A 23923-nucleotide genomic window follows, 5' to 3' on the forward strand; every position below is an offset into this window, starting at 1 on the left:
GCCCCCGTCCCGCCTCGTTCAGCCGAATCGCCGCGGGGCGCCAGCCTCGATCAACTGCCGCCGCAAGGCAAGACGTGCCGCTGACGTGGCGGCAGGTGTCAGTAAAGCAGGCGGGCGCGCAAGGTACCATCGATGGCGCGGATATCGTCCAGCACCTCCTGGGTCGATTCGCGGAGCCCTTCCGCCTCGATCACGACGTAGCCGATCTCGCCGTCGGTCTGGAGGTATTGCGCCGCGATGTTGAGTCCGCGCGCCGAGAACACCTCGTTCAGCTTGAGCAGCATCCCGGGAACGTTGCGGTGCACATGGATGAAGCGCGTGCCCGTCGGCCGTGTCGGCAGTTGCACTTGCGGGAAGTTGACGGCGCCCATGGTCGAGCCCACGTCGGAATAGTCCACCAGCTTGCGGGCGACCTCGGTACCGATACGCTCCTGCGCCTCGACCGTGGAGCCGCCGACGTGCGGCGTGAGGATGACGTTGTCGAGCCCCTGCAGCGGCGTGCTGAACCGCTCGGCGTTGGAGCCCGGCTCGCGCGGGAACACGTCGATCGCGACACCGGCCAGTTGGCCGTCGCGCATGGCAGCAGCCAGCGCGTCGAGATCGACGACGTGGCCGCGGGCGTTGTTGATCAGATAGGCGCCCCGCTTCATGCCGCGAATCTGCGCCTCGCCGATCATGCCGCGGGTTGCGGGCGTGTCGGGCACGTGCAGGCTGACCACGTCGCTGATGGCGAGCAATGCGTCCAGGCTGTCCACGGGCTCGGTGTTGCCGTGCCGCAGCTTGTCCGTGATGTCGAAGAAGACGACCCGCATGCCCATGGCTTCGGCCAGGTTCGACAGCTGGCTGCCGATGTTGCCGTAGCCCACGATGCCGAGCGTCTTGCCGCGCACCTCGAAGCTCGCCGTCGCCGACTTGTCCCAGCCACCGGCATGGGCGGCGCGCGAGCGCGGCGCGATGCGCCGCATCAGCATGATGATTTCGCCGATGACCAGCTCGGCGACGCTGCGGGTGTTGGAGAAGGGCGCGTTGAACACCGGGATGCCACGGCGCTGCGCCGCATCCAGCTCGACCTGATTCGTCCCGACGCTGAAGCAGCCCACGGCGATCAGCCTGTCGGCGGCCTGGAACATCGCCTCCGTCATCTGGGTGCGCGAGCGGATGCCGAGCAGATGGACCCCGTGCAGCGCCTGCTTCAGCGCATCGCCGTCGAGCGCCTTGGTCAGGCGCTCCAGGTTGGTGTAGCCGGCGGCCTGCATCAGCGCGACCGCGCTGTCGTTGATGCCCTCCAGCAGCAGCACGCGGATCTTGTCCTTGGCGAGGGAGAGGGACTGGGACATGGGTAGCTCGTGAGTTGGTCGACCGAGACGCTCGGCGGCGACGATGATCTAGTCAGCCGTCCGCGAGGTGTGAAGCCGTCCCACGGCCGCAGTGCGGATATCCGTCATGCGGCCATCGGGACCGGATCTTGTGCAGCGCCCGCCGGCGCGCCTTTTTCCGCGCCCAAACAATGGCTACGTTGAGGCGCATGCCATCACTCCTGTCCGAACCGACGGCCGCATCGAACCTCCAGGAATGGACGGTGTCGGGCCTGTCAGGCGCCCTGAAGCGCGCGCTCGAAGACCAGTTCGGCTATGTCCGCCTCAAGGGCGAGATCAGCGGCTACCGCGGCCAGCACGGCTCCGGCCACTGCTATTTCTCCCTCAAGGACGATGCGGCCAAGATCGACGCCGTCATCTGGAAGACGGCGTACGCCAAGCTCAAGGTCAAGCCGCAGGACGGGCTGGAGGTGATCGCCACGGGCCGTATCACCACGTTCCCCGGCCAGTCGAAATACCAGATCATCGTCGAGACCATCGAGCCGGCCGGGCTCGGCGCGCTGATGGCCATCCTGGAGGAGCGGCGCCGCAAGCTGGCCGCCGAGGGTCTGTTCGCCGAGGCCCGCAAGCGTCCCCTGCCCTTCCTGCCCGCCACCATCGGCGTGATCACCTCGCCCACCGGCGCCGTCATCCGCGACATCCTCCACCGCCTGGCGGACCGCTTCCCGCGCCATGTGCTGGTGTGGCCCGTGCGGGTGCAGGGCGAGACCTGCGCGGCCGAGGTGGCCGCCGCCATCGACGGCTTCGGCGCGCTCGCTGCCGACGGGCCGATCCGGCGGCCGGACGTCATCGTCGTCGCCCGGGGCGGCGGCTCGCTCGAGGACCTCTGGGGCTTCAACGAGGAAATCGTAGTGCGGGCGGCAGCGCGAAGCGCCATCCCGCTGGTGTCCGCCGTCGGTCACGAGACCGACTGGACGCTCATCGACCATGTGGCCGACCTGCGCTGTCCGACGCCAACCGGGGCAGCCGAGAAGGTCGTGCCGGTTCGTCTCGACCTCGTCGCGACCGTCGCCGACCTGGCGCGGCGGCATGCCGGCGGCCTGCAGCGCCACGGCGAGCGGCGGCGCGAGCACCTGCGCGCCCTGGCGCGGGCGCTGCCGCGGCGCGACACCGTGCTGGCGCCGCCGCGCCAACGCCTGGATCTGACCGGAGAGCGGCTCGCCGGGCTGCTGGCGCGGACGCTCGACGGCGCCCACCGACGCATCGCCCGGGCCGCGACCGTGCTCGCCGGCCATTCGCCCAGGGCCGAGCTGCGCGCGCGCCGGGCCCGCTTCGACGCCCGGATCGAGCGCCTCGATCCGGCGCTGCTGCGGCGCGTGGCGCTGGAGCGGGGCCAGGCGCTGCGTGCGCTGAGCGACCGCCTGGCCCGGACCCGCCTCAACCATGTGGCGGCCGAGCGCGAGCGCCTCGCGGCGCGACAGCTGACCTTGGCGCGGGCCAGCCGGCAGCTCGCCGTGTGCTGGCGGGCCGGGCAGGAGCGCCGGGCGCACGGCCTGGCCGGCCTAGATCAGATGATGCGGTCGCTGAGCTATCGCGGCGTGCTGGCACGCGGCTTCGCCCTCGTCCGCGATGGCAAGGGCCGGCCACTGCGGGCCGCCGCCGCCGTCAGCCCGGCGATGGCGCTCGAGCTGCAGTTTGCCGACGGCACCGTCGCTGCCACGGCCAACGGCCCGGCTCGGCGCAAGCCCCCGGCGGAGCCGCGGGGATCCGCCGAGGCGCCGCTGCTCGACCTCTGGTTCTACGAGCGGTCCGGCAGCAAATAGAACATGATCCCCAAAAGCGGCCGCCGGCTTTTGGACAAGATCGTGCTCAAAACAAAGACTTGGAGCGGGCCGTCAACCGGGCGCCGAAGCCGCCACGCCATTCAGTGGACGCCCACGCCGAGCAGGCGCTCGACAACCGCCCGGTCCGATCTCAGGCCGGCGGCGGGGCCCTGCCAAGCCGCCCGGCCGCGCTCGATCACCAGAACACGGTCGGCGAAATCGAGCGCCCGCTCGATCTGCTGCTCGACGAGCAGGACCGTGACGTGGCCTCCGGCTCCGAGCTGCGTGATCGCCCGCATGAGCTCGTCGCAGATCACCGGCGCCAGGCCTTCGAGCGGCTCGTCGAGCAGCAGGATCGACGGGCGCCCCAACAGGGTCCGAGCCATAGCCAGCATCTGCTGCTCGCCGCCGGACAGCTGCAGGCCGAAGTTGCGGCGCCGCTCGGCCAGGCGGGGAAACAGGGCATAGGCCTCCTCCAGCGCCGCGCGCGGCCGTCCCTTCAGCCCTGCCGACAGGTTCTCCTCGACCGTCAACGAACGAAAGATATCGCGGTTCTGCGGTACATAGCCGGCGCCGATGCGCGCCCGCATGCAGGTGGCCAGGCCGGTCACGTCACTGTCGCCGAAGGTGATACGGCCGGCCTGATGGGTGGCGATCCCCATGAGGGTCGCAAGCAGCGTGGTCTTGCCCATGCCGTTGCGGCCCAGAATGGCGAGCCGCTCGCCGGCGGCCGCTGCGAACGTCATGTCCGAAATGATCCGCGTCGGCCCGTAGCCGGCGCACAGATCCGTCACCTCAAGCCGTGCGGCGGGCATCGGCGTAGCTCCCCAGATAGGCGCGGCGCACCTCGTCGTCCGAGCTCACCTCGGCGGGGGTGCCCTCGAAGATCAGCCGGCCGCCCGCCAGAACGAGGACCCGTTTGGCGAAGCGAAACACGAGGTCCATGTCGTGCTCGATCATGAGCACGGCGATGTCCGGAGGCAGGCGGTCGATGACGCCGAGGATTTTCGGTGCTTCGTCGTGCGGAACCCCTGCGGCAGGCTCGTCGAGCAGCAGCACCTTGGGCTTGAGGGCAACGCCGATCGCCAGCTCCAGAAGCCGCTGCTGGCCGTAGGCGAGCCGGCCGACCGGCAACGCCGCCAGGTCCGCGATGCCGAGGGTCTCGAGCAGCTCCATGCACTCGGCGTGCACGTCGGTCATGGCGGCGGCGGCGGACAGGACCCGACGCGTCAGGCCACGCCGCTGCATGACAGCGAGGGATACATTCTCGCCGGCGGTCAGGCTGGTGAACAGCCGCGAGATCTGGAACGTCCGCGCCAGCCCGCGGCGGCTCCGTTCAGCGATGGGGAGATGGGTGACGTCCGCCCCCTCGAACACCACGCGGCCGGCCGTCGGCCGCAAGCCGCCCGATATGATGTTGACGAGGGTGGTCTTGCCGGCACCATTGGGGCCGATCAGCGCGACGCGGTCGCCTGCCTTCAGCGCAAAGGACACGTCCGAGTTCACGTGCAAACCGCCGAAGGACTTCGAGACGCCTTGGAGCTCCAGCCGATCGGTCATGGCGGGGCTCCCCGGGCCCGAAGCCGCGCCCAGAGCACCGCTGCGCCATGGGCCAGGCCGCGCGGCGCGAACACGACGATGACGATCAGCAGCAACCCGACCATGCTCATCCAGTGGAAGGGATTGGTCGCGGCGACGAAGTGCTCGAAGACCTGAAAGACGAGCGCCCCGGTGAGCGCCCCCCACAGGGTGCCGGCCCCGCCGAGCACCAGCATCACCAAAGCCTCCGCCGAGCGCTCGAAGCCGACGCTGTCCAGGCCGACCACCCCGGTGGTGACCGCAGCCAGTGCTCCGCCGATGCCGGCGACCGCGCCGGAGACGCCGTACATGATGATCAAGCGCGGATAGACGGCGGCGCCGATCATCTGCGCCCGCAGCGCATCGTCGCGGATGCCGCGGCAGAGGAGCCCGAACGGCGAGCGCACCAGGCGCAGCAACAGTGCGAAGACGAGCGCCAGCACGACGAGCGAGAAGACATAGGCCGTGCGGCTATAGAGATCGAAGGCGAACAGCCCGAGGACGGGAGACGGGGTGATGCCGGACAGGCCGTCGCTGCCGCCGGTCCAGCTGGAGAGCTTGTTGGCGAGCGCACCGACCAGCTGGCCCAGCGCGATGGACAGGACGAGCTGCGGGAGGCCATGGAAGCGCGTGATCAGCGCGCCCGAAGCCAGCCCGGTCGCCGCGCCGACCGCCATGCCGACCAGCAGCAGCATGACCGGATCGGTCAGCCCGGCCAGGCAGGCGTTGCCGACCGCATAGGCGCCCACGCCGAACATGGCGGCCTGGCCAAGCGTTGCCACGCCGCAGTAGCCCGTCACCAGATCGAGCGAGATGACCAGCAGGGCGATGGTGATCAGCCGCGTCAGGAAGGCGAGGTCGTCGGGAAACGCGACATAGCCGATCAGCCCGAGGACCGCGATGACGAGGATGCCTCGTGCTTCCGGCGCAAGACGAGCCTTGACGATCGAGGCTGGAGCAGGCCGCGCCGAGGCGATCGTCATCGCAGCGCTCCGCGGCCGAGCAACCCATGCGGGAACAGGAACACGATGACGATCACCGCAAGGTAGAAGAAGAACTCGCCGAACTCGGGCGCAAGATACTTGCCGGTGGTGTCGGCCAGTCCGAGCAGCAGGGACGCGGCGAGCGCGCCGGCGATCGATCCCGCGCCGCCGACCGAGACGACAACGAGAAAGACGACCATGTAGCGCAACGCATAGAACGGCTCGATGGGCAGAAGCTCGGCGCCGACGACGCCGCCGAAGGCGCCCAGGCCCACGGCGAGCGCGAAGGTGGCGAGGTAGATGAGCTCGGTGCGGATACCGAGCGCTTCGGCCATGTCGCCGTTGTCGACGGCGGCGCGCAGGCGCACGCCGAACTCGGTTCGCTCCAGCAGGTACCACAGAATGGCCGCCGTGACGACGCCGCAGGCGATCACGAACAGCCGATGCGTCGGCAGCATGCGGAAGCCGATGTCGAACGGCCCGCTCAAGACCTGCGGCAGGGGGATCGGCTTCAGTGTCGGCCCGAAGATGAAGTTCACGACGCCGATGACGAGGAAGGTGATGCCGATGGTCAACAGCAGCTGGGTCAACGCATCGGATTTCCGGTAGATGCGGCGGAACAGCAGCCGCTCGAACGGAAGCGCGATGACGATCGTGCCGATGACGGCCAGCACGATGGCGAACCCGTAGCTCAGGCCCCAGCTGCGGATCGCATAAGACGCGAGATAGCCGCCGATCATGGCGAAGGCGCCGTGGGCCAGGTTCACCACCCGCATCAGGCCCATCATGATCGACAGGCCGATCGAGATGATGAAGAGCACCATCCCATAGGCAAGCGCATCAACGGCAATGCTCAGTATGGTGCGCAATGCGTCATCCTCGTGCGGCCGGCATGCCCACGCGGGTTCACGCCGTCCCGAGCGCCGGGGCGGGAGCGGGAGGGTGTCCCTATTGCTTGCTGAGCGCCCAGTCCGGCTGCGCCTCGAACGTCTGGACCTCCTTGTTCTCCAGCTTGCCGTCCCGCTTGGCCACCTCACGCAGATAGACGTTCTGGCGGATGTGGCGCGTGTCGGGGTCGATCGACACGGGGCCGCGCGGGCTCACCCACGCGAGGTTCTTCACGGCGGCGATGGCCTTGTCCGGATCCTGCTTGCCGTCGGTCGCCTCGATCATCTTGTAGATCAGCCGCGCGCCGTCGTAGGCGGCGACCGCCGTCATGGTCACCTCGTCGAGCTTGCCGCCGTCCTTCACGAGCTGGTCGAGGAACGCCTTGTTCTCGGGCGAGTCGTGCGAGACGGCGTAGTGATAAGTCGACAAAATGCCTACGCCCGCATCACCGATGTTCGGCAGATCGGGCTCGGTGACGACGTCGCCGGTCGACATGAGCTTGATCCCGCCCGCCTTGAGGCCATTGTCGATGTAGGCCTTGACGAAGCTCAAGGTCGGCGGTCCGGCCGGCAGGAAGGTAAAGATCGTGTCGGCGCCGGAATCCTTGATCCGCTGCATGATCGGACTGAAGTCGGTCGTGTTCAACGGCATGCGTATCGCCTCGACGACCGTGCCGCCGCCGGCTTCGAAGGTCTTCTTGAAAGCCGCCTCCGCATCGAGGCCCGGGCCGTAGTCGCTGACGGCGATGGCGACCTTGCTGGCGCCCCTCTCCTTGGCGACCTTGGCGGCCGGCACCGTGTTCTGCCACATCGTGAACGAGGTGCGGGCGATGAAGGGGCTTTTCTCCACGATCGACGACGTGGCCGCGTTCATGACGATGAGCGGCACCTTGGCCTGCTCCAGCAGCGGCGCAATGGCCATGGCATTGGGCGTGAAGTAGACGCCGGCGAGATACTGGACCTTGTCCTTGACCAGCAGCTCCTGGGCGATCGCCTTGGACTTGGCCGGGTTGGGCGCCTCCTCGTCACGATAGATGAACTCGACCTGATGGCTGCCCACCTTGGCGCCATGCTGGGCCACCCAGGCATCGATGCCCATCTTGAAGTTCTTGCCGAACAGCGCGTAGGGGCCCGACATGGTGCCGATCACGCCGACCTTGATGGTGTCGGCCGCAGCCGGGCCGCTCAGCAGGCCGATGGCAGCCAATAGACAAAGCAGTTTGGACGATTTGATCATCTCGGTTCCCCATCGTCTTTGGTCGCCCCGACGCTTGCGCCGGGGCGGCTCCGCACCCCACGGACCCCGCTGTCATGCCCGGCCTCGAGCCGGACATCCATCCCTTCCCGCTCGCTTCAGCGCCTCGAGCGCTGTCCGATGAGATGGCCGGGCCGATCCGGCGCGACGCAGGAGCGATCGGCATCAGAACATTTCGAAGTATTCGCGCTGCTCCCATTCCGTCACCTCGGCCTGGAAGCGCTCGATCTCCGCGTTCTTGATGTGCACATAATAATCGACGAACTCGGCGCCCATGGTCTTCCTGAAGAACGGATCGTCGCTCAGCGCGAACACCGCCTCCCGCAGCGTCTTCGGCAGCGGCGTGGCCGTCGTCTCGTAGGGCGTGTCGGCCGAAGGGCCAGGATCGAGGCCGCGGTCGACACCATCGAGGCCGGAGAGGATCTGGGTGGCCATGTAGAGATATGGGTTGGCCGCCGGCTCGCCGATGCGGTTCTCGAGGCGCGTCGCCGGATCGCCCGGGCCGCCGAGCACGCGGATCATCACGCCGCGATTGTCGCGGCCCCAGATGGCGCGGTCAGGCGCCAGGGAGTAGGAGCGGTAGCGCTTGTAACCGTTGATCGTCGGCGTCGTGAACACCGTCGATGCCCGCGCGTGCTCCAGGAGCCCAGCCAGATAGCCGCGCCCGAGCGGCGACAGGGTCTCGCCCCCCTCGCTCGCCATGAAGACGTTCGCGCCGCCGTCGCGTGCGACGAGGGACTGATGGAGATGCCAGCCGGAGGACATCACGTGCTGGATGCGCGGCCGGCACATGAACGTCGCGTGATAGCCGTGGCGGCGGCAGATCTGCTTCACGGCGCTACGGAACAGCACCATCGTATCGGCGGGAACGAGCCCGACGGTCGGCCGGAAGGTGAACTCACACTGGCTCGGACCGAACTCGACTTCGATCGACCGTAGCGGCAGGTCGAGCGCGACGATATCGCGCCGGATGAGCTCCAGCACCGGCTCCATCTGATCGTAGCGCTGCTCGGTGAGGTATTGGTAGCCGTGCGACAGCAGGCTGACGTCGGGCGGCTCGCCGGGCTGGCCCGCATCGGTGGGGGCCATGCGCATGTTCTCGATCTTGAAGACGTGGAATTCGACCTCCAGGCCCGCCACGAAGTCGTAGCCGCGATCGGCGAGGCTGCCGAGCACGGACCGGTAGAGGTTCCGCGTGGCGAAGGGCACCGGGCGGCCGTCGGCGAAATAGACGTCGCACAGCACCCAACCCGTCCGCGGCGCCCATGGCAGCACCCGGAACGTGGTCGGATCGGGCACCATCACGACATCGGCGGCCCCCTGCATCTCGCGCATGCCGAAACCGCCGCCCGCCGTGAAGACGGGGAACACGGTGCGGTGCGAGGTGTCCTTGGCCAGCATGGTCGTGGTGATGGCGCAGCCGCTGTCCAGCGCGTTCAGCGCCTCGCCCGCCACCAGCGTCTTGCCGCGCAGGATGCCGTGCTGATCGGGAAACGACAGCCGGATGGTGTCGAGCGCCTGCGCCTCGGCGGTCCGTCGCAGCCGGACCGCCGCCTCGTGCTGCTCGGCGGACCATAGCCCGTGTCGCACCACGAAACGCGATGTTGCGTCCATCGGCTTGCCCGCTATTCGGCGGCGGAGAGGTGAGGCACTTTTGCCGCAATCTCCGCCGGCACCGGCGCAGCCCAGGGTGCGCCGCGGCGACGCTTGACGTCCACCTCCATCCAGTAAGTCTCCCAACCACGCGTCGGGCCGATGCCGTCCATGGTCGCCGGCCCCTGGATGCTGCGCGCGTGCGCCTGGTCCAGGACCAGCAGCGGCTTGTCGCCGGCAGCGGCCTTTTCGATCTCCTGACGCAGCAGGCGACGGTATTGGATGATGGCCTTGTCCGACTGCCCCAGGTGTTCGCGGGTGCGGTCCTGGATCGGGCCCATGGACTCCACCGCCCATTGGTCGTGCACGTTGATGTCGAGACCCATGCCCGTGTAAGTCTCGGTCGCCTGCTCGTGCGGGTCGAAGCCGTAGTCGTTAGCCTTGTTGCGACGCGACGTGTAGTGCGGCAGCTCGTAGAGCTTCAGCCGCTGCTCGCGCATGGTCTGCTTGTCCACCGGCCGGGCGTAGCTGGTGAAGATCGCGTACCAATAGCAGTGGGTGTCATCGACCGGCACATGCCACTGGGTGATCGTCATCTCCGTGCTCATCGGGATGACGAAGCCGTGCGGGAACAGCTGGTTGGTGACGCGCACGTGCGTGCGCTCCTCGTCGATCTGGCGCAGCGCGATCAGGCGCAGCCCGTATTCGGTGCGCTCCACGTTGATGATCGGCCGGTCGTACTCGCGCAGGATACGCGTCATGGGCAGGTCGCTGTCGGCGGAGGCGCCGCGGAACTGCTTGCCATACGACTGAGCCGTATCCTCGTCCTCGAAGAACCGATGCAGGAACGACGCGTGGGCGGGGTCGATGCCGACCTCCAGCGCCTGCAGCCAGTTGCACTCGATCAGGCCCTTGAAGGCGAAGGTATAGGCGTCGGGCGCGATGAAGCAGTCCAGCTCGGGAAATGCCGGCGGCTCGCCGGCGCCGAGGTAGGCCCACAGGATGCCGCTGCGCTCCACCACCGGGAAGGCGCGCTGCTTGAGGTTCCTGCACAGGTTCGAGCCGGGCGGCTCAGCCGGAGTCTCCAGGCAGTTGCCCTCGGCGTCGAACAGCCAGCCGTGGAAAGCGCAGCGTAGGCCGCCGTTCTCGAGCCGGCCGAAGGCGAGGTCGGCGCCCCGATGCGGGCAGCCGCGGTCCATCAGGCCGTAGCGGCCCGCTTCGTCGCGGAACAGCACGAAGTTCTCGCCAAGCAACCTCACCGCCTTGACCGGACGGGGGCTGTCCAGCTCGTCGATGAGCGCAGCCGGCTGCCAGTATGCCCGCATCAGCTTTCCCGCCGGATCGGCAGGCCCGATCCGCGTGATCAGATCGTTCTGCTGCTGACTCATCATGGCGGCGTTCCTCCTCTGCACTTGAACGAGTCTTGCGACACGCAAAATGGCCGCTCAACGCGGACATGCAGCCTTGCCCCCAATGTCGTCTTGGCGGCCGCGGTCTCCTTGATACGGCCCTCCGGCGCCCCGGTTCCGACGATCGCAGCGCCAAGCACGTCCTACATGCCCGACGCATCCATGCGGCTCAGCGATTTTGTTCGATGAACGAACATATGTGCGATTTTAAATTGGATCAGTTCCAGGGCAAGCGCAATTTTCGAGCCTCATGTGCTCAAGCTCCAACCAGTGTTGGACTTTCGCGCCACCGCGAGCGGGCGATCTTTTGTGCGCTGCATCGACTTGCGCCGGAAATTCTCCGCACGTACGTTCGTACAACGCACAGTTTATGACCTCGCGACGGAGGGCGCTCGCAAGAGCGCCGAGGACATCGAACCGCGCCGTGGTGGGCGGCGGCCAGGTCGCGGACCCATCGCCCCAAGGAACGGCCGAGTACGCATGCCGAAGCTGAAACGCACCGCGGAAGAAGAGGAAATCCGGCGGGAGGATCCAAACTTCATCGAAAGCCTGGATCGCGGCTTGCGGGTCCTGCAGGTCTTTGGCGCCGCGCATCGCCCCATGACGCTGAGTGACGTCGCCAAGGCGGTCAACCTGCCCAGGGCCACGGCGCGGCGCATCCTGTTCACCTTGGAGCGGGGCGGCTTCGTGGGTGGCGACGGCAAGTTCTTCCAGCTCCGGCCGCGTGTTCTCACGCTCGCTTCGGCCTACCTGTCTTCCAACCAGATCGTCGCGGTGATGCAGCCGGCTATGGATCGTTTGGCGAGCCAGGCGAGGGAGGTGTGCTCGCTGGCGATCCTCGACGACGGTGAAGCCGTGTTCGTCGCCCGGGCCAGCCCGGCCCGCGTCTTCTCCTCAGGTCTGGAGATCGGCTATCGCTTGCCGGCCTATTGCACGTCGGTCGGCCGGGTGCTGCTGAGCCGCCTCTCCGATGAAGAGCTGGCGCACACGATCGACGCGCTCGAACCGGTCAAGCTGACGCCGCTCACCATCGTCGACAAGCAACTCCTGCTGGCGACGGTCATCACCGATCGGAGCAAAGGCTATTCTCTGGTCGATCAGGAAGCGGAAGATGGCTTCCGCTCGATCTCCGTGCCGGTTCGTCGCTACGACGACGCGATCGTGGCCGCCATCAATATCGGCGCCCATGTCGACCGCATTTCCACCGGCGACATGATCGACCGTTACCTGCCTCTGCTGCAAAGCGTATCCGCAAGCGTGCGCCCGCTCCTGCTTTGATCGGGAGGCGCCGGCAGCGCACCGGCCCCTGGCGGGCGCTGGAGCATGTTCCTTCGCAAAACCGGTAGCCAGTTTCGCCCAACATGCTCTAGAACGGCAGCATGAACCGCCACGACAATCACGGCTTCGGACAAGGCGAAGCCGTCCTGGAGTATGGGCCCGTGGAGTACCGCGTGGTACGGCCGGGGTCATTCGTGCGTTGCGCCGTGACCGGCGTCGCCATTCCGCTCGACGGCCTGCGCTACTGGAGCGTTGACCTGCAAGAGGCTTACGCCTCGCCCGACGCCGTGCTGAAACGCCGCGGCCTGAAGCTCGGCGCCGGCACCGACAACGCCTGAGCGTCCGGCGCGAGGGTCTTCGCCAGCAAATCGGGCACGTCCGCGTCTGCCGCGCTCTTGCGGGCCAGGCCCGCGAGAGCGGTCGCCATCGGCGTCACGACTCGACGAACCTGGTCAACGCCCGTGCCAGCAGCCGATCGAGCACGGCTGCATCGTCGATGTGCAACGTCACCGGGAGCGCCCGCACGCGCGCGCGGATCGCCGCGAGATCAGGATCACCGGCGAGGCGCACCGCATCCTTCTCAGTGGTGACGGCGCTGAGGCCGCGCGCGTCGGCGCGGGCGACCAGGTCGGCGATCTCGCCGAAGCTGTAGACGTGGTGGTCGGGAAACGACACGCGCTCTTCCACGACCGCGCCGATATCGTCGAGCGTCCCGAAAAACTTCTGGGGTCGGCCGATGCCGGCAAAGGCGAGCACGCGCGCGCCTTTGAGCGCCGCGACCGCAGCCGTGTCCGGTGTCAGTCGCGCCCGGCAGACCGGCTTGCCGGCCGCAGCGGCCCGCTTGGCAACACGCTCGCCGGCCGCCCCCTCGCCGATGAGCACGATGGCGTGCACGTGGGGCAGTTGCGCGGCGAGCGTGGCGCGCAGCGGGCCGGCCGGTAGCGGCAGGCCGTTGCCGACGCCGGTCGCGCCATCGACCACGGCGAGCACGAGGTTCTTCACCAGGCCCGGGTTCTGCAATCCATCGTCGAGGATGACGACGCTGGCCCCCAAGCCTTCCGCCAGCCGGGCACCGACGGCACGGTCGCGGGCGACCACCGTGGGCGCCGAGCGCGCCAGCAGCAGCGGCTCGTCCCCCACCTGCCCCGAGGTGTGCGCCTGTGGATCGACCAGCAGCGGCCCGGCCACCTCGCCGCCGTAGCCGCGGGTGACGAACATGGGCGTCTCGCCCGCGGCACGGAGCCGGTTGGCGAGGGCGATGGCTGTCGGCGTCTTGCCCGCGCCGCCCGCGACGAAATTGCCGACGCAGATCACGGGGACCGTCGCCGTTGCGCCACGGCGGCCCATGCGACGGGCGGTGATGAAGCCGTAGATGGCGCCGGCCGGCGCCAGCAGCCCGGCGCGAAGCCCCGGCCGCTCGTTCCACCAGAACGAGGGCGCCCGCACTAGAGCGTGATCCGCAAAAGCGGCCGCCGGTTCCTGGGTAAGATCATGCCCACACCACCTTGGAGCGAGATGATGCTTCGAGGAAAAACCATCTCGCTCTAAAGCCGCTCCAGATCCATCTGCAGGATATAGGGCTCGATGGCGAGCAGCGTGCGCTCCAGGGCGCCGCCGTGCTGTTCGACGATGGCGGTGGCCGAACGCGCCATGGCGCGGACGCGGGCATGGTCCTTCAGCAGCGCGGCGACGGCCAGCGCCAGCGTTTCGGCGTCGGACACGGGCAGCGCACCGTCGGCCCGATCGAGCGCTGCATAGACGTCGGCAAAATTGTGAATGTGGGGCCCGTGCAGAATGGCCGTACCGAGCTTGGCCGGCTCGATCGGGTTCTGGCCACCGTGCGGCACCAGCGATCCGCCCATCAGCACGATCGGCGCCAGACGATAATAGAGGCCGAGCTCGCCGATGCTGTCGACGACGTAGACGTCGGTGTCCGGCGACGGCGGCCGGCCGGAGGAGCGCCGCACCACGTTCAGCCCCTCGGCGGCGGCGATGGCGGCCACGTGCTCGCCTCGTTCCGGGTGGCGTGGCGCCAGGAAGGTCAGCAGCTTGGGGAAGCGCGCGGCCAAGCTACGGTGCACGGCGCACACCATCTCGTCCTCGGCGCCGTGGGTGCTCGCCGCCATCCACACCGGGCGGCCGCTGATCAGGCCCGAGAGCATCGCCAGGGTCGCCGCGTCGGCCGGGGGCGCCGGCGCGTCGAACTTCAGGTTCCCGGCCACGGTGACCCGCGGTGCCCCGAGCCGGGCCATGCGCTCCGCATCGGCCTTGGTCTGAGTGAGGCAGATGTCGATCCGCTCCAGGATCGCCCGCGCCGTCAGCGGCATCTTCTGCCAGCGCCGGAACGAGCGCTCCGACAGGCGGCCGTTGACCACGATCAGCGGAATGGATCGCTCCTCCAGCTCCATGATCATGTTCGGCCAGATCTCGGATTCGGCGATCAGCGCCAGATTCGGCGTCCAATAATCGAGAAAGCGCCGCACGTAGCGCGGCACGTCGAGCGGCACGAACTGATGAAAGGCGCCGGGCGGCAGGCGCGTCGCGAGCACCTTGGCCGAGGTGCGCGTGCCGGAGGTCACCAGCACGGTGAAGCCACGCCGCGTCAAACGCTCGATGATCGGCAGAATCGAGATCGACTCGCCGACGCTGGCCCCGTGCAGCCAGGCGATCCGGCCCTGTGGCCGCAGCACGCCGGCATGGCCGCGCCGCTCCGGGATGCGCACCGGATCCTCCTTGCCGCGTCGCTTGCGGTACATGAGGATGCCCATGGCCACCGGCTCGAGCGCGGCCATGCCGGAGCGGTAGAGACGCAGCGCGAAGGGCGGCTCGATCATGCCGAGCGCTCCACGACGGTTTCGCCCATCGTCCGTACCTGCGGCTTGGCCCCCGGATCGTTGGCGCCGACCAGCGCGTAGGCGCGGGCGTGAACGGCGTCGAGCCCGTCCTCCACCGCCTGCCGCAGGCGCTCCATCGTCGCCCCGTCCGCATCCGCCGGCACGTCGATCGGCTCGGCGATGACGATGGCACCGCGCCCGAACGGCAGGCCGATGGACGCGCGATCCCAGCTCTTGAAATCGATGCGGCGGCTGGTCACCACCGCGACCGGCGCGATCGGCCGGCCGGACAGGCGTGCCAACGTCACGATGCCCATACCGCAGCGCCGGGACACCTTGGGCACGTCGGCGGTCATCACCACCATCTCGCCGCCATCCAGCGCCTTCTTCATGTGCAGCAGCGCCCGGGCGCCGCCCTTCTCGCGCACCTGGCCGCGCCGCGAGCCCGAGCCGCGGATGGCGCGCACCCCAAGGTGCCCGAGCGCGATGGCGTTGAACTCCCCGTCGCCCGAGCGCGACACGAGGGCCGCCGCCGGGTCCTGGGGCCGTTTGCCGAAGCTGATCATGAAATGCTGCCCGTGCCACATGGCGGCAATGACCGGCATGCGAGGACCCACGCGATCGTAGATGTCAGGGGGATCGAGCACGAACCGGTTGGTGGCATGGACGACGCCGAGATAGCGGGCCAGGAGAAAGCCCAGGGCTTCCTGGACCGGGCGTGAACGACCGATGCGCTTGACGATGCTCATGGACAATTCGCCCGATCAGCGGGACGAAGCGAGTCGAACATGTCCGGATTGTGGCAACGTCGCGGACCTCGAGACCGGGCCTCGGCCTGTAATGGAAACGGCCTGTGCGGCCCGAAATGCATGCGGCATGGAACGGCTCCCTGGGCCACGGCGACGTTGGATGCAGCAGATCCAAAGTCGCGACCGTGATCCATAGCAAGAGTGCGGCTGGCGGCGGGCAGGCCCGGATGGGTGACGCGAGCCTGCAGTCAAGCTGAAGTGCGGTCGGCCTACAAGAGCCGACGCAGCGACCGCGCGTCGCCGAATGATGACACAGCAATCGCCGACCCAGCCCGAAAAAGCAAGCGTGCGCAATGGGACTTGTGGTCTCCGTGCACGCCGGGGGGCGTCGGGCGGTGTGCTCAGGCGCCCGGCCGGGCGCGCCGCGACACCGCGGGATAGGCCCGGCAGGCGAGCAGCACCGCGCAGACGGCGGCATAGACCAGCGGCTCGGTGGGCCAGGATTTGACCACCATCACGAAATGCAGCGCCGCCAGCGCGGCCGCAAGGTAGATGAACCGATGCAGCCGGGCCCAGGCCTTGCCGCCGAGACGGCGGATCATGCCGTTGGTCGACGTCGCCGCCAGCGGCGCCAGCACGAGGAAGCTTGCAAGGCCGATGGTGATATAGGGCCGCTTCAGCACGTCGGCCGCGATCGCCCCGGCGTCGAGCCCCTGGTCGAGGACCAGATAGACGGCAAAATGCAGCACGGCGTAATAGAAGGCGAGCAAGCCGAGGGCCCGGCGGTAGCGCAGCAGATTGACCCCGGTCAGTTGCCGCAGCGGCGTGATCGCCAGGGCGGCCAGGAGGAAGCGCAAGGCCCAGAGGCCGAGCACGTGCTCGAGCGACTTGATCGGCTCGGCACCGAGGTCGTCGTTGATCCCGAGCCACAGGGCCCACGCGGCCGGCACGAAGCCGGCAACATAGACGATCCAGCGCGGGACCATCGGTGCCCAGGAGCGGGTGGAGCCGCCAGCAGGTCGCCGGGCGGCGGAAGCCGGTACGGCCATCAGAAGTACGTCTTCAGGTCCATGCCGGCGTAGAGGCCCGCCACCTGCTCGCCGTAGCCGTTGAACGGCAACGTCGGTCGCCGCTTGGCGAACAGGCCGCCGTCGCCGATGCGCCGCTCGCTCGCCTGGCTCCAGCGCGGATGATCGACCGTCGGATTGACGTTGGAGTAGAAGCCGTACTCGCTGGGCGCCTGGCGGTTCCAGGACGTCGGCGGCTGCTTGTCGACGAGGCTGATGCGCACGATCGACTTGATGCCCTTGAAGCCATACTTCCACGGCACCACGAGGCGAAGCGGTGCGCCGTTCTGGTTGGGGAGCGTCTCGCCATACATGCCGACCGCCAGGATGGTGAGCGGGTGCATGGCCTCGTCGAGGCGCAGGCCCTCCACATAAGGCCAGTCGAGCACCGGCAGGAAGCCGCGCTGGCCGCGCATCTGCTCCGGCCGCATGAGCGTCTCGAAAGCCACGAACTTGGCCGCGCTCGACGGCTCGGCCCGCTTGACCACCTCGGCCAGCGGGAACCCCAGCCAGGGGATGACCATCGACCAGCCCTCGACGCAGCGGTGGCGGTAGATCCGCTCCTCCAGCGCGAACGGCTTGACGAAGTCTTCGAGCGCGTAGTCGGCTGGCTTGTCCACCAGGCCGTCGACCTTGACCGTCCAGGGCTTGGTGACCAGCGCCCCGGCATAGGCGGCGGGGTCACCCTTGTCGGTCCCGAACTCGTAGAAATTGTTGTAGCTCGTCGCGTCCTGCCGCGAGGTCTGCTTGTCGTCGGTCGAGAACGGGCTCGGCGCGCCGCGGAGCGCGTCGGCCCAGGCCGAGGCCGGCAGCGCCACGGCGGCGGCGGCACCGGCGATCAGGCTGCGGCGGTCGACGACGGCTGCCGCGGGCGTGATCTCGCACGAGGCCACACGGTCTTCCCGTCGCGGATCTCTGCCGGTCATGTGCATTGCAGGCCTCCTGGAACATGCCGTGGTCGAATCGGAGGGACGTGCTCGGCGGCGCCCTGGAGCGCCGCCGCCGATCCCCACAGCTCACATTCGCAGCCGCGCGGTGAATCGTTACAGCGCGGGCCTGCCGGTCCAGCCCTGAAAACGACCGACCGCAATCACATCGCGTTGAGCAGCGCGGCCGATCCGCCGCCTCAGGCGTCGGTCGCCTCCGGATCGATCAGCCGGTGCAGGTGCACGATGAAATAGCGCATATGCGCGTTGTCGACGGTGCCCTGCGCCTTGGCCTTCCAGGCCGCGAAGGCGGAGGCGTAGTTGGGGTACATGCCGACGATGTCGAGCTTGCTCAGATCACGGAACTCGGTGCCGTCGAGGTGCGTCAGCTCCCCGCCGAAAACGAGATGTAGCAGTTGGGTCGGCTTCGTCGTCATGTCACCCTCGATCTCGAACCGTCGTCGCGCCAGCGGCCACGCCGGCCGGCTGGGGAGCAAGAGCGATGCCGACTCTTTTCGACGGCCGCATGTCGACGGCCCCTGCTCGCCGATTTTTTTGCGGCTGTCAGCGCCGAAGGCCCATCGCCTCGTTGAGCGTCGCCAGGGTCTGCGGATGGAGGGCTGCGCCGCTGGCGACCAGCACATCGTGCTCGGGCGCATGCAGATTGTAGATGGGCGGCTGGCCCTCGAGCGTGCTCAGCCGGCCGCCGGCCTCGTGGATGATCAAATCGGCGGCGGCGATGTCCCAGTCCGAGGCGCTGGCGGAGACCAGGCCCGCGTCGATCTCGCCCTCGCCGACGCGGGCAAGGCGCAGCGCGAGCGACGGTACTCGCGGCAGCCGCAGCAGGGTACCGGCCTCGCGCTCGAGCATGTCGAGCAGCCCCTTGGGGCCGGCGACACGCGCACCGGCAAGCTGCGCCCGCCCGGACGCGGCGATCGCCTGGCCGTTGAGCAGCGCCCCCTTCCCCGCCGCCGCCTCGTAGAACAGGTCGAGGGCCGGCGCATGCACGACACCCACGACCGGCCGGCCGTCGGCGACGAGCGCAATGGAAATGGTCCAGCTGCGCTCGCCGGCGATGAAGGCACGGGTGCCGTCGATCGGATCGACGACCCAGCACAGGCGCTCGTTGAGCCGCGCCCGGTCGTCGTCCGTCTCCTCCGAGAGCCAGCCGGCCTGCGGCAATCCCGCGCCGAGCGCCTGCCGGAGGTAGCGGTCCACCGCGAGGTCCGCATCGCTCACCGGCGAGCCGCCATCCTTGGTGCGCACGCGGGCGCTGGTCTTGGCGCCCGGACGAAAGTCCGCAAGCGCGATGCCGGCAGCTTCGCGCGCCGTCGTGTGCAGCAGATCCCGGACGACGCGGTGCAGGTCGAGGGTGGTGTCGGAGGCGAAGGCGGAAATCGAAGACCTCGAGGGATGGCCGCATGGCTGCGGACGTTCGTTATGGGAGCCGACGGCGCGCCATGAGCCGGCTCTGTGTCCTCATCATGGAGGGCCGCCGACGGCGGCTCAACCGGCGCTGACCAGCGCGTCGAGGCACAGCCCCGCAAACAGGATCAGCCCGGCGTCGCGATTGGACCGAAACAGCATGAGGGCACGCCGCGGATCGCCCGTGTCGATGCTGCGCACCTGCCAGGCGAGGTGGGCGGCGAAGCCCGCCAGCCCGAGATAGGAGGCAATCCCCGCCCGGATCGGCAGCAGCGCCACCAGCAGCAGCGCCACGGTCACGGCAAAGAGCACGCCGACCGCGAGCCGCGTGTTCGCGCCGAACCAGCGGGCGGACGACTTGATGCCGACGATCTCGTCATCCTCCAGATCCTGGATGGCGTAGATGGTGTCGTAGGCGACTGTCCATGCGATCGCGGCTCCGTAGATCAGCACGGCAGGCCAATCCAGGCGACCGAAGGCGGCGGCCCATCCCATCAGCCCGCCCCAGGAGAACGCCAGGCCGAGCACCAGCTGCGGCATCGAGGTGATGCGCTTCATGTACGGATAGACCGCCACGATGACGAGCGAGGCGAAGCCGAGGAGGATGGAGAACCGGTTGAATTGCAGCAGGACGGCGAGGCCGATCAGCGCGAGCAGAGCCAGGAACACGATCGCCTGGCGCACGCTCACCTGGCCCGAGGGCAGCGGCCGCTGGCGCGTGCGCGCCACCTGGGCATCGAGCTTGCGGTCGACGATGTCGTTGTAGGTCGAGCCGGCGCCGCGCATGGCCACCGCGCCGACGAAGAATAGCGCCAGATGCCAGAGGTCCGGCGTCGACCGGCCGCCGGCGACGGCGGCGGCGGCCGTGGACCACCAGCACGGCAACAGCAGCAGCCACCAGCCGATCGGCCGATCGATGCGCGCCAGCCTGAGATAGGGGCGCAGCGGCGCCGGCGCGACCGTGTCCACCCAATGGCCGGCTGCCGCGTCGGGCAGCGCCGCCGTCGCGGCGGCGGACGTGTGGAGATCGGAACCGGTGCCGGGCCTGTCGGCGCTCACAGAGCGCCCTGCGGGATCTTGATCTCGCCGGTCAGCCCGGGCCCGCCGAGCGGCCCGCTCTGACCGCCGCCGCCGCCACCCTGGGCTGCCTGCTGGCGCGCCTTCTTCATCATCTCGTCCATCTGGGCGGCGACCTTGCAGGCCTGCCCACGGATGGTGACGGCCTTGACGTTATCCTGCTTGATGCCGGCGATGAACTGATCCGGTATCTGGCACCAGGCCTTGTTCGACTCGAGCCATTTGATGGTCGAGACACCGTTGTTGGCGAGTTGGCCGAAGATGCCGCAGGCCTTCTTGGCGTCGAGCTTCTTGCCGCCCTTGCTCATGCCCTGGATACGGCTGACAAGATTCTTGCGCTCTTCCAGGTAGCCGCGGATCTTTTCGCACCCCGGCGCGGCGGCCTGAGCATAAGCGGTCACCGGCGCAGCGGCCGCCATGGCCAGCACGCTCGCGGCAATTGCCCTGGCGGCCCACCGGCGCCATGCGGAGGAAGTCATATGCGGTCCTCGTCTGTCTCTCGCCGGCCTCCCCACCCGGGCGCCCTTGCGCCCTGGGCCGGCAGGCGTACACACCCCGAACACAGGCGGTGATGGTCGTCACCGCGGCTATAGCATAAATGTGGCGAACTCCCGCACAGTCTGGATGTCGCCAGAGTGTCACGGACGGGGGCGCACTTCAGCCGCCGGGCCGCCCGCATCAAGCGCGTCCGCAAGCGGCGCTATTTCAGCAGATATCGGCCCATACCGCCAGAGCCCGAGGAGCGAGCCGTGCCGAAGGACCAGACTCGGGGCGCCAGCGCCCCCTCCGACATCCCCGCGCGGGCGCCGCGGCTGTTCGTCGAGCAGGGTTTCGATGCCGATCGCCCGCTCTGCTTGAACAAGGAGCAATCCCACTACCTCGCGACTGTGCTGCGTCTGGACGCAGGCGCCGCGGTTCTCGTCTTCAACGGCCGTGACGGCGAATGGAAGGCGACGGTCGCCGACGCCGGGCGCAGCGGCGTCACCCTGGACTTGGAGGCGCAGGTGCGGCCCCAGCAGTTCGGGCCTGACCTGCACTACCTGTTCGCTCCGCTCAAGCATGCCAGGCTCGACTACGTGGTCCAGAAGGCGACCGAGATGGGCGCCAGCCGCCTGCTCCCGGTGTTCACCCAGCGCACCCAGGCGAGCCGGGTCAACCTCGACCGCATGCGCGCCAACGCCATCGAAGCGGCGGAGCAGTGCGGCCTGCTCGCCGTGCCGGAAATCGCCGGCGAGCAGAAGCTGCCGCAGGCGCTGACCCATCTGGAAGCCGCGCGCACCCTCATCTTCTGTGATGAGGAAGCGCCGCAGAGCGATCCGCTGGCTGCCCTCGATGCGGCGCCCGCCGGTCCGCTGGCCGTGCTGATCGGCCCGGAGGGCGGTTTCACGCCGGACGAACGCCGGCTGCTGACCGAACGGGCCAACGTCATCAGCTTGTCCCTCGGCCCGCGCATTCTGCGCGCCGACACGGCTGCCGTCGCCGCGCTCGCGCTGATCCAGGCCAAGCTCGGGGACTGGAGCGCCAAGCCGATCGCCTGACGCCGCCCGATTGGCCTGCCGCCACCGACACCGGACCATGGCGGCCTGACCGCGGCGGAGCGTCGCCGGAAAGGACCGCCAAGCAAGGCGCCCGCGCGGCCTCGATCGTCGCGCTGCGCTGGTCGAGGCGGTGCGCGGCCCGACCGCGGACACGCAAAGCTGAAGCGGAGCACGCGGGGCTGCGTTGCGCCCCGCCTTCTTGTACTTGCGCGCAATTGGCTGATAGGCCCGCCGGCACCTCCGCCTGCCCGATTGCGGCCCGGCGGCAAGGCCCGTATGTACTCCTCCCCTGGTCCGGTTTTGCGGGCCGGGCCCACCGCCTGTGGCCGCAGGCGCTTCGGAAAGGCGAACATGGCGCGCGACGTTTCCGACTCGACGCCGATCGGCTCGCGCCAGGAGCTGGTCGCCTGGATGGAAGGCGGCTGCCGGCCCAAGGCCGAGTGGCGCCTGGGCACCGAGCACGAGAAGATTCCGTTCTACGTGGAAGGCGCGCGCCCGGTGCCCTACGAAGGGCCGCGCGGCATCCGCGCGCTGCTCGACGGCATGCGCCATCTGCTCGGCTGGCAGCCGATCGTGGAGGGAGATCACCCCATCGGCCTCTATGACGTCACCGGTGGCGGCGCGATTTCCTTGGAGCCGGGCGGACAGTTCGAGCTGTCGGGCGCCGCGGTGGAGACGCTGCACCAGACCGCCTGCGAGACCAACGCTCACCTGGCGCAGCTCAAGGAGATCGCCGAGCCGCTGGGCATCCGTTTCCTGGCGCTCGGCATGAGTCCGCTGTGGAGCCGGGCGGAGACGCCGATCATGCCCAAGCAGCGCTACGACATCATGCGCCGCTACATGCCGAAGGTAGGCACGCTGGGCCTCGACATGATGTTCCGCACCGCGACCGTCCAGGTCAACCTGGACTTCGCGTCGGAAGCGGACATGGTCAAGAAGCTGCGCGTATCGCTGGCGTTGCAGCCGATCGCCACTGCGTTGTTCGCCAATTCTCCGTTCACCGAGGGCAAGCCCAACGGCTTCCTGTCGATGCGCTCGGAAATCTGGCGCGATACCGACCGGGCGCGCACCGGCATGCTGCCCTTCGCTTTCGAGGACGGCATGGGCTTCGAGCGCTACGTCGACTATGCCGTCGACGTCCCCATGTACTTCGTCAAGCGCGGCGACACCTACGTGGACGTGGCCGGCGCCTCGTTCCGCGACCTGCTGGACGGCAAGCTCGCGGCCCTGCCGGGCCAGAAGGCCTCGCTCGCCGACTGGGCCAACCACCTGTCGACGATCTTTCCGGAGGTGCGGCTGAAGCGCTTCCTGGAGATGCGCGGCGCCGACGTAGGGCCCACGCCGATGATCGTGGCGCTCTCGGCGTTCTGGACCGGCCTGCTCTACGACGACGACGCCCTCGATGCGGCCTGGGACCTGGCCAAGGCGTGGACCGCGGCGGAGCGCCAGCAACTGCGGGACGACGTGCCGCGCCTGGGCTTCGACGCCGCCGTCGGCGGGCGTAGCGTCCACGACATCGCGCGCGACGCGGTGGCGCTTGCGCGACGCGGCCTTGCCGCGCGGAACCGGCTCGACCACGTCGGTCGCGACGAGAGCGTGTACGTGGAACCGCTCGAGGCGATCATCGCCGACAAGCGCTCGGCGGCCGAGCATTGGCTTGCCGCCTACCATGGCGCCTGGGGCGGATCGGTTCTGCCCGCCTTCGAGGACTGCGTGTTCTGATCCTGCCGGCGATCGGATGGACAGCGCACAGCGGTCGGCTCATGCTCCGGAGCGGCGCGGCCGCAGCGCGACAAACAAGGCACTCCAGGGAGAGGGACGCCATGCTCGACAAGCCGATCGAAGGCCGATTCATCGAAGGCCTGGGTGTGGTCGAAACGACCGAGACCGACAACATCCTGCGCTGGGACGGCGAGCGCCTCTACGTCGAGCACGACATCTACCACAACGGCCAGCTCGTCCATCGCAAGTACAAGCGCAACGTCAGCCGCGCCGTAGCCAAGCATCTCCTGTCGCTCGCCAAGGAGGTCGGCGGCAGCAACTAGAGATCTTGGCGGGTTGAGTCAGCCCCACACGGTGCATTGCTTAAGTCGATGGATGGCCGGGTCGCGTCCGGCCGTCCATCAGCTCAAAGAGCTAAAATCTCTCGGCATAGATACGCGAGCCTCGGCCAAAGCCCGACTCG

The 23923-nt window shown here is 68.7% G+C and carries 23 protein-coding genes; 6 read left to right on the forward strand and 17 right to left on the reverse strand.

Annotated elements, in window-relative coordinates; all coding sequences use genetic code 11:
- Positions 1-98 precede the first annotated feature (98 nt).
- Positions 99-1337 carry a phosphoglycerate dehydrogenase gene (gene serA / locus ACZ5PO_RS38125; RefSeq protein ID WP_464188368.1) on the reverse strand — a complete coding sequence of 413 codons (1239 nt, stop codon included), beginning with the start codon at positions 1335-1337 and terminating at the stop codon, positions 99-101.
- Positions 1338-1525: 188 nt separating this feature from the next.
- Here serA and xseA point away from each other — a divergent pair, with 188 nt between their 5' ends.
- Complete coding sequence (xseA, locus tag ACZ5PO_RS38130) at positions 1526-3139, forward strand: exodeoxyribonuclease VII large subunit (RefSeq protein WP_464188370.1); 1614 nt, start codon at positions 1526-1528, stop codon at positions 3137-3139.
- 101 nt (positions 3140-3240) lie between these two features.
- Here xseA and ACZ5PO_RS38135 read toward each other — a convergent pair whose 3' ends face one another.
- The 7 genes from ACZ5PO_RS38135 to ACZ5PO_RS38165 all read right to left on the reverse strand — a co-directional run bounded on the left by ACZ5PO_RS38135 (position 3241) and on the right by ACZ5PO_RS38165 (position 10826).
- Entirely contained in the window at positions 3241-3954 is a 714-nt protein-coding gene (locus ACZ5PO_RS38135) for an ABC transporter ATP-binding protein (RefSeq protein ID WP_464188372.1), read from the reverse strand.
- Complete coding sequence (locus ACZ5PO_RS38140; protein ID WP_464188374.1) at positions 3935-4699, reverse strand: ABC transporter ATP-binding protein; 765 nt, start codon at positions 4697-4699, stop codon at positions 3935-3937. The genes ACZ5PO_RS38135 and ACZ5PO_RS38140 overlap by 20 nt, the downstream gene beginning before the upstream one ends.
- Positions 4696-5700 carry a branched-chain amino acid ABC transporter permease gene (locus ACZ5PO_RS38145; RefSeq protein ID WP_464188376.1) on the reverse strand — a complete coding sequence of 335 codons (1005 nt, stop codon included), beginning with the start codon at positions 5698-5700 and terminating at the stop codon, positions 4696-4698. Before ACZ5PO_RS38145 ends, ACZ5PO_RS38140 begins: the two co-directional genes overlap by 4 nt.
- The gene (locus tag ACZ5PO_RS38150) at positions 5697-6569 is read right to left on the reverse strand and encodes a branched-chain amino acid ABC transporter permease (RefSeq protein ID WP_464188378.1); all 873 of its coding nucleotides are present in this window, start codon (positions 6567-6569) and stop codon (positions 5697-5699) included. The genes ACZ5PO_RS38145 and ACZ5PO_RS38150 overlap by 4 nt, the downstream gene beginning before the upstream one ends.
- Before the next feature lie 79 nt (positions 6570-6648).
- Positions 6649-7824: an ABC transporter substrate-binding protein gene (locus ACZ5PO_RS38155; protein WP_464188380.1), complete on the reverse strand. Its 1176-nt coding sequence runs from the start codon at positions 7822-7824 to the stop codon at positions 6649-6651.
- Between the two features lie 183 nt (positions 7825-8007).
- Complete coding sequence (locus tag ACZ5PO_RS38160) at positions 8008-9456, reverse strand: glutamine synthetase family protein (RefSeq protein WP_464188383.1); 1449 nt, start codon at positions 9454-9456, stop codon at positions 8008-8010.
- A gap of 11 nt (positions 9457-9467) precedes the next feature.
- A complete protein-coding gene (locus ACZ5PO_RS38165; RefSeq protein ID WP_464188385.1) occupies positions 9468-10826 on the reverse strand; it encodes an aromatic ring-hydroxylating dioxygenase subunit alpha in 1359 nt (452 codons plus the stop codon).
- A gap of 498 nt (positions 10827-11324) precedes the next feature.
- Between ACZ5PO_RS38165 and ACZ5PO_RS38170 the strand changes: the two genes are divergently transcribed.
- Positions 11325-12122 carry an IclR family transcriptional regulator domain-containing protein gene (locus tag ACZ5PO_RS38170; RefSeq protein ID WP_464188387.1) on the forward strand — a complete coding sequence of 266 codons (798 nt, stop codon included), beginning with the start codon at positions 11325-11327 and terminating at the stop codon, positions 12120-12122.
- Positions 12123-12223: 101 nt separating this feature from the next.
- Positions 12224-12460 carry a DUF2093 domain-containing protein gene (locus ACZ5PO_RS38175; protein WP_464188389.1) on the forward strand — a complete coding sequence of 79 codons (237 nt, stop codon included), beginning with the start codon at positions 12224-12226 and terminating at the stop codon, positions 12458-12460.
- Positions 12461-12554: 94 nt separating this feature from the next.
- Here ACZ5PO_RS38175 and lpxK read toward each other — a convergent pair whose 3' ends face one another.
- The 9 genes from lpxK to ACZ5PO_RS38220 form a co-directional block, all read right to left on the reverse strand.
- Positions 12555-13568, reverse strand: a complete 1014-nt coding sequence (gene lpxK, locus ACZ5PO_RS38180) for a tetraacyldisaccharide 4'-kinase (protein ID WP_464188391.1) — start codon at positions 13566-13568, stop codon at positions 12555-12557.
- A gap of 98 nt (positions 13569-13666) precedes the next feature.
- Entirely contained in the window at positions 13667-14956 is a 1290-nt protein-coding gene (locus ACZ5PO_RS38185; RefSeq protein WP_464188393.1) for a 3-deoxy-D-manno-octulosonic acid transferase, read from the reverse strand.
- Positions 14953-15705 carry a lysophospholipid acyltransferase family protein gene (locus tag ACZ5PO_RS38190; RefSeq protein ID WP_464188395.1) on the reverse strand — a complete coding sequence of 251 codons (753 nt, stop codon included), beginning with the start codon at positions 15703-15705 and terminating at the stop codon, positions 14953-14955. Before ACZ5PO_RS38190 ends, ACZ5PO_RS38185 begins: the two co-directional genes overlap by 4 nt.
- A 401-nt stretch (positions 15706-16106) precedes the next feature.
- The gene (gene msrQ / locus ACZ5PO_RS38195) at positions 16107-16691 is read right to left on the reverse strand and encodes a protein-methionine-sulfoxide reductase heme-binding subunit MsrQ (protein WP_464197214.1); all 585 of its coding nucleotides are present in this window, start codon (positions 16689-16691) and stop codon (positions 16107-16109) included.
- A gap of 62 nt (positions 16692-16753) precedes the next feature.
- Entirely contained in the window at positions 16754-17698 is a 945-nt protein-coding gene (msrP, locus tag ACZ5PO_RS38200) for a protein-methionine-sulfoxide reductase catalytic subunit MsrP (RefSeq protein ID WP_464188397.1), read from the reverse strand.
- A gap of 200 nt (positions 17699-17898) precedes the next feature.
- On the reverse strand, positions 17899-18135 hold the full coding sequence (locus ACZ5PO_RS38205) for a DUF4170 domain-containing protein (RefSeq protein WP_464188399.1): 237 nt from the start codon (positions 18133-18135) through the stop codon (positions 17899-17901).
- A 127-nt stretch (positions 18136-18262) separates the two neighbouring features.
- Entirely contained in the window at positions 18263-19063 is an 801-nt protein-coding gene (locus tag ACZ5PO_RS38210) for an inositol monophosphatase family protein (protein ID WP_464197216.1), read from the reverse strand.
- A gap of 141 nt (positions 19064-19204) precedes the next feature.
- The gene (gene ubiA / locus ACZ5PO_RS38215) at positions 19205-20182 is read right to left on the reverse strand and encodes a 4-hydroxybenzoate octaprenyltransferase (RefSeq protein ID WP_464188401.1); all 978 of its coding nucleotides are present in this window, start codon (positions 20180-20182) and stop codon (positions 19205-19207) included.
- A complete protein-coding gene (locus ACZ5PO_RS38220; RefSeq protein ID WP_464188403.1) occupies positions 20179-20679 on the reverse strand; it encodes a hypothetical protein in 501 nt (166 codons plus the stop codon). Before ACZ5PO_RS38220 ends, ubiA begins: the two co-directional genes overlap by 4 nt.
- Before the next feature lie 270 nt (positions 20680-20949).
- Here ACZ5PO_RS38220 and ACZ5PO_RS38225 point away from each other — a divergent pair, with 270 nt between their 5' ends.
- The 3 genes from ACZ5PO_RS38225 (at position 20950) to ACZ5PO_RS38235 (ending at position 23783) form a co-directional block, all read left to right on the forward strand.
- On the forward strand, positions 20950-21738 hold the full coding sequence (locus tag ACZ5PO_RS38225; RefSeq protein WP_464188406.1) for a 16S rRNA (uracil(1498)-N(3))-methyltransferase: 789 nt from the start codon (positions 20950-20952) through the stop codon (positions 21736-21738).
- Positions 21739-22089: 351 nt separating this feature from the next.
- Complete coding sequence (locus ACZ5PO_RS38230; protein WP_464188408.1) at positions 22090-23460, forward strand: glutamate--cysteine ligase; 1371 nt, start codon at positions 22090-22092, stop codon at positions 23458-23460.
- A 101-nt stretch (positions 23461-23561) separates the two neighbouring features.
- Entirely contained in the window at positions 23562-23783 is a 222-nt protein-coding gene (locus ACZ5PO_RS38235; RefSeq protein WP_464188409.1) for a hypothetical protein, read from the forward strand.
- Positions 23784-23923: the final 140 nt, after the last annotated feature.

Source organism: Chelatococcus sp. KU-N122 (genome assembly GCF_055391085.1).

Excerpts from the sequence above, each read along its gene's own strand:
- serA (WP_464188368.1), bottom strand. The coding sequence starts at position 1,337 with ATGTCCCAGTCCCTCTCCCTCGCCAAGGACAAGATCCGCGTGCTGCTG.
- xseA (WP_464188370.1), top strand. The coding sequence starts at position 1,526 with ATGCCATCACTCCTGTCCGAACCGACGGCCGCATCGAACCTCCAGGAA.
- ACZ5PO_RS38135 (WP_464188372.1), bottom strand. The coding sequence starts at position 3,954 with ATGCCCGCCGCACGGCTTGAGGTGACGGATCTGTGCGCCGGCTACGGG.
- ACZ5PO_RS38140 (WP_464188374.1), bottom strand. The coding sequence starts at position 4,699 with ATGACCGATCGGCTGGAGCTCCAAGGCGTCTCGAAGTCCTTCGGCGGT.
- ACZ5PO_RS38145 (WP_464188376.1), bottom strand. The coding sequence starts at position 5,700 with ATGACGATCGCCTCGGCGCGGCCTGCTCCAGCCTCGATCGTCAAGGCT.
- ACZ5PO_RS38155 (WP_464188380.1), bottom strand. The coding sequence starts at position 7,824 with ATGATCAAATCGTCCAAACTGCTTTGTCTATTGGCTGCCATCGGCCTG.
- ACZ5PO_RS38160 (WP_464188383.1), bottom strand. The coding sequence starts at position 9,456 with ATGGACGCAACATCGCGTTTCGTGGTGCGACACGGGCTATGGTCCGCC.
- ACZ5PO_RS38165 (WP_464188385.1), bottom strand. The coding sequence starts at position 10,826 with ATGATGAGTCAGCAGCAGAACGATCTGATCACGCGGATCGGGCCTGCC.
- ACZ5PO_RS38170 (WP_464188387.1), top strand. The coding sequence starts at position 11,325 with ATGCCGAAGCTGAAACGCACCGCGGAAGAAGAGGAAATCCGGCGGGAG.
- ACZ5PO_RS38175 (WP_464188389.1), top strand. The coding sequence starts at position 12,224 with ATGAACCGCCACGACAATCACGGCTTCGGACAAGGCGAAGCCGTCCTG.
- ACZ5PO_RS38185 (WP_464188393.1), bottom strand. The coding sequence starts at position 14,956 with ATGATCGAGCCGCCCTTCGCGCTGCGTCTCTACCGCTCCGGCATGGCC.
- ACZ5PO_RS38190 (WP_464188395.1), bottom strand. The coding sequence starts at position 15,705 with ATGAGCATCGTCAAGCGCATCGGTCGTTCACGCCCGGTCCAGGAAGCC.
- msrQ (WP_464197214.1), bottom strand. The coding sequence starts at position 16,691 with ATGGTCCCGCGCTGGATCGTCTATGTTGCCGGCTTCGTGCCGGCCGCG.
- msrP (WP_464188397.1), bottom strand. The coding sequence starts at position 17,698 with ATGACCGGCAGAGATCCGCGACGGGAAGACCGTGTGGCCTCGTGCGAG.
- ACZ5PO_RS38205 (WP_464188399.1), bottom strand. The coding sequence starts at position 18,135 with ATGACGACGAAGCCGACCCAACTGCTACATCTCGTTTTCGGCGGGGAG.
- ACZ5PO_RS38220 (WP_464188403.1), bottom strand. The coding sequence starts at position 20,679 with ATGACTTCCTCCGCATGGCGCCGGTGGGCCGCCAGGGCAATTGCCGCG.
- ACZ5PO_RS38230 (WP_464188408.1), top strand. The coding sequence starts at position 22,090 with ATGGCGCGCGACGTTTCCGACTCGACGCCGATCGGCTCGCGCCAGGAG.
- ACZ5PO_RS38235 (WP_464188409.1), top strand. The coding sequence starts at position 23,562 with ATGCTCGACAAGCCGATCGAAGGCCGATTCATCGAAGGCCTGGGTGTG.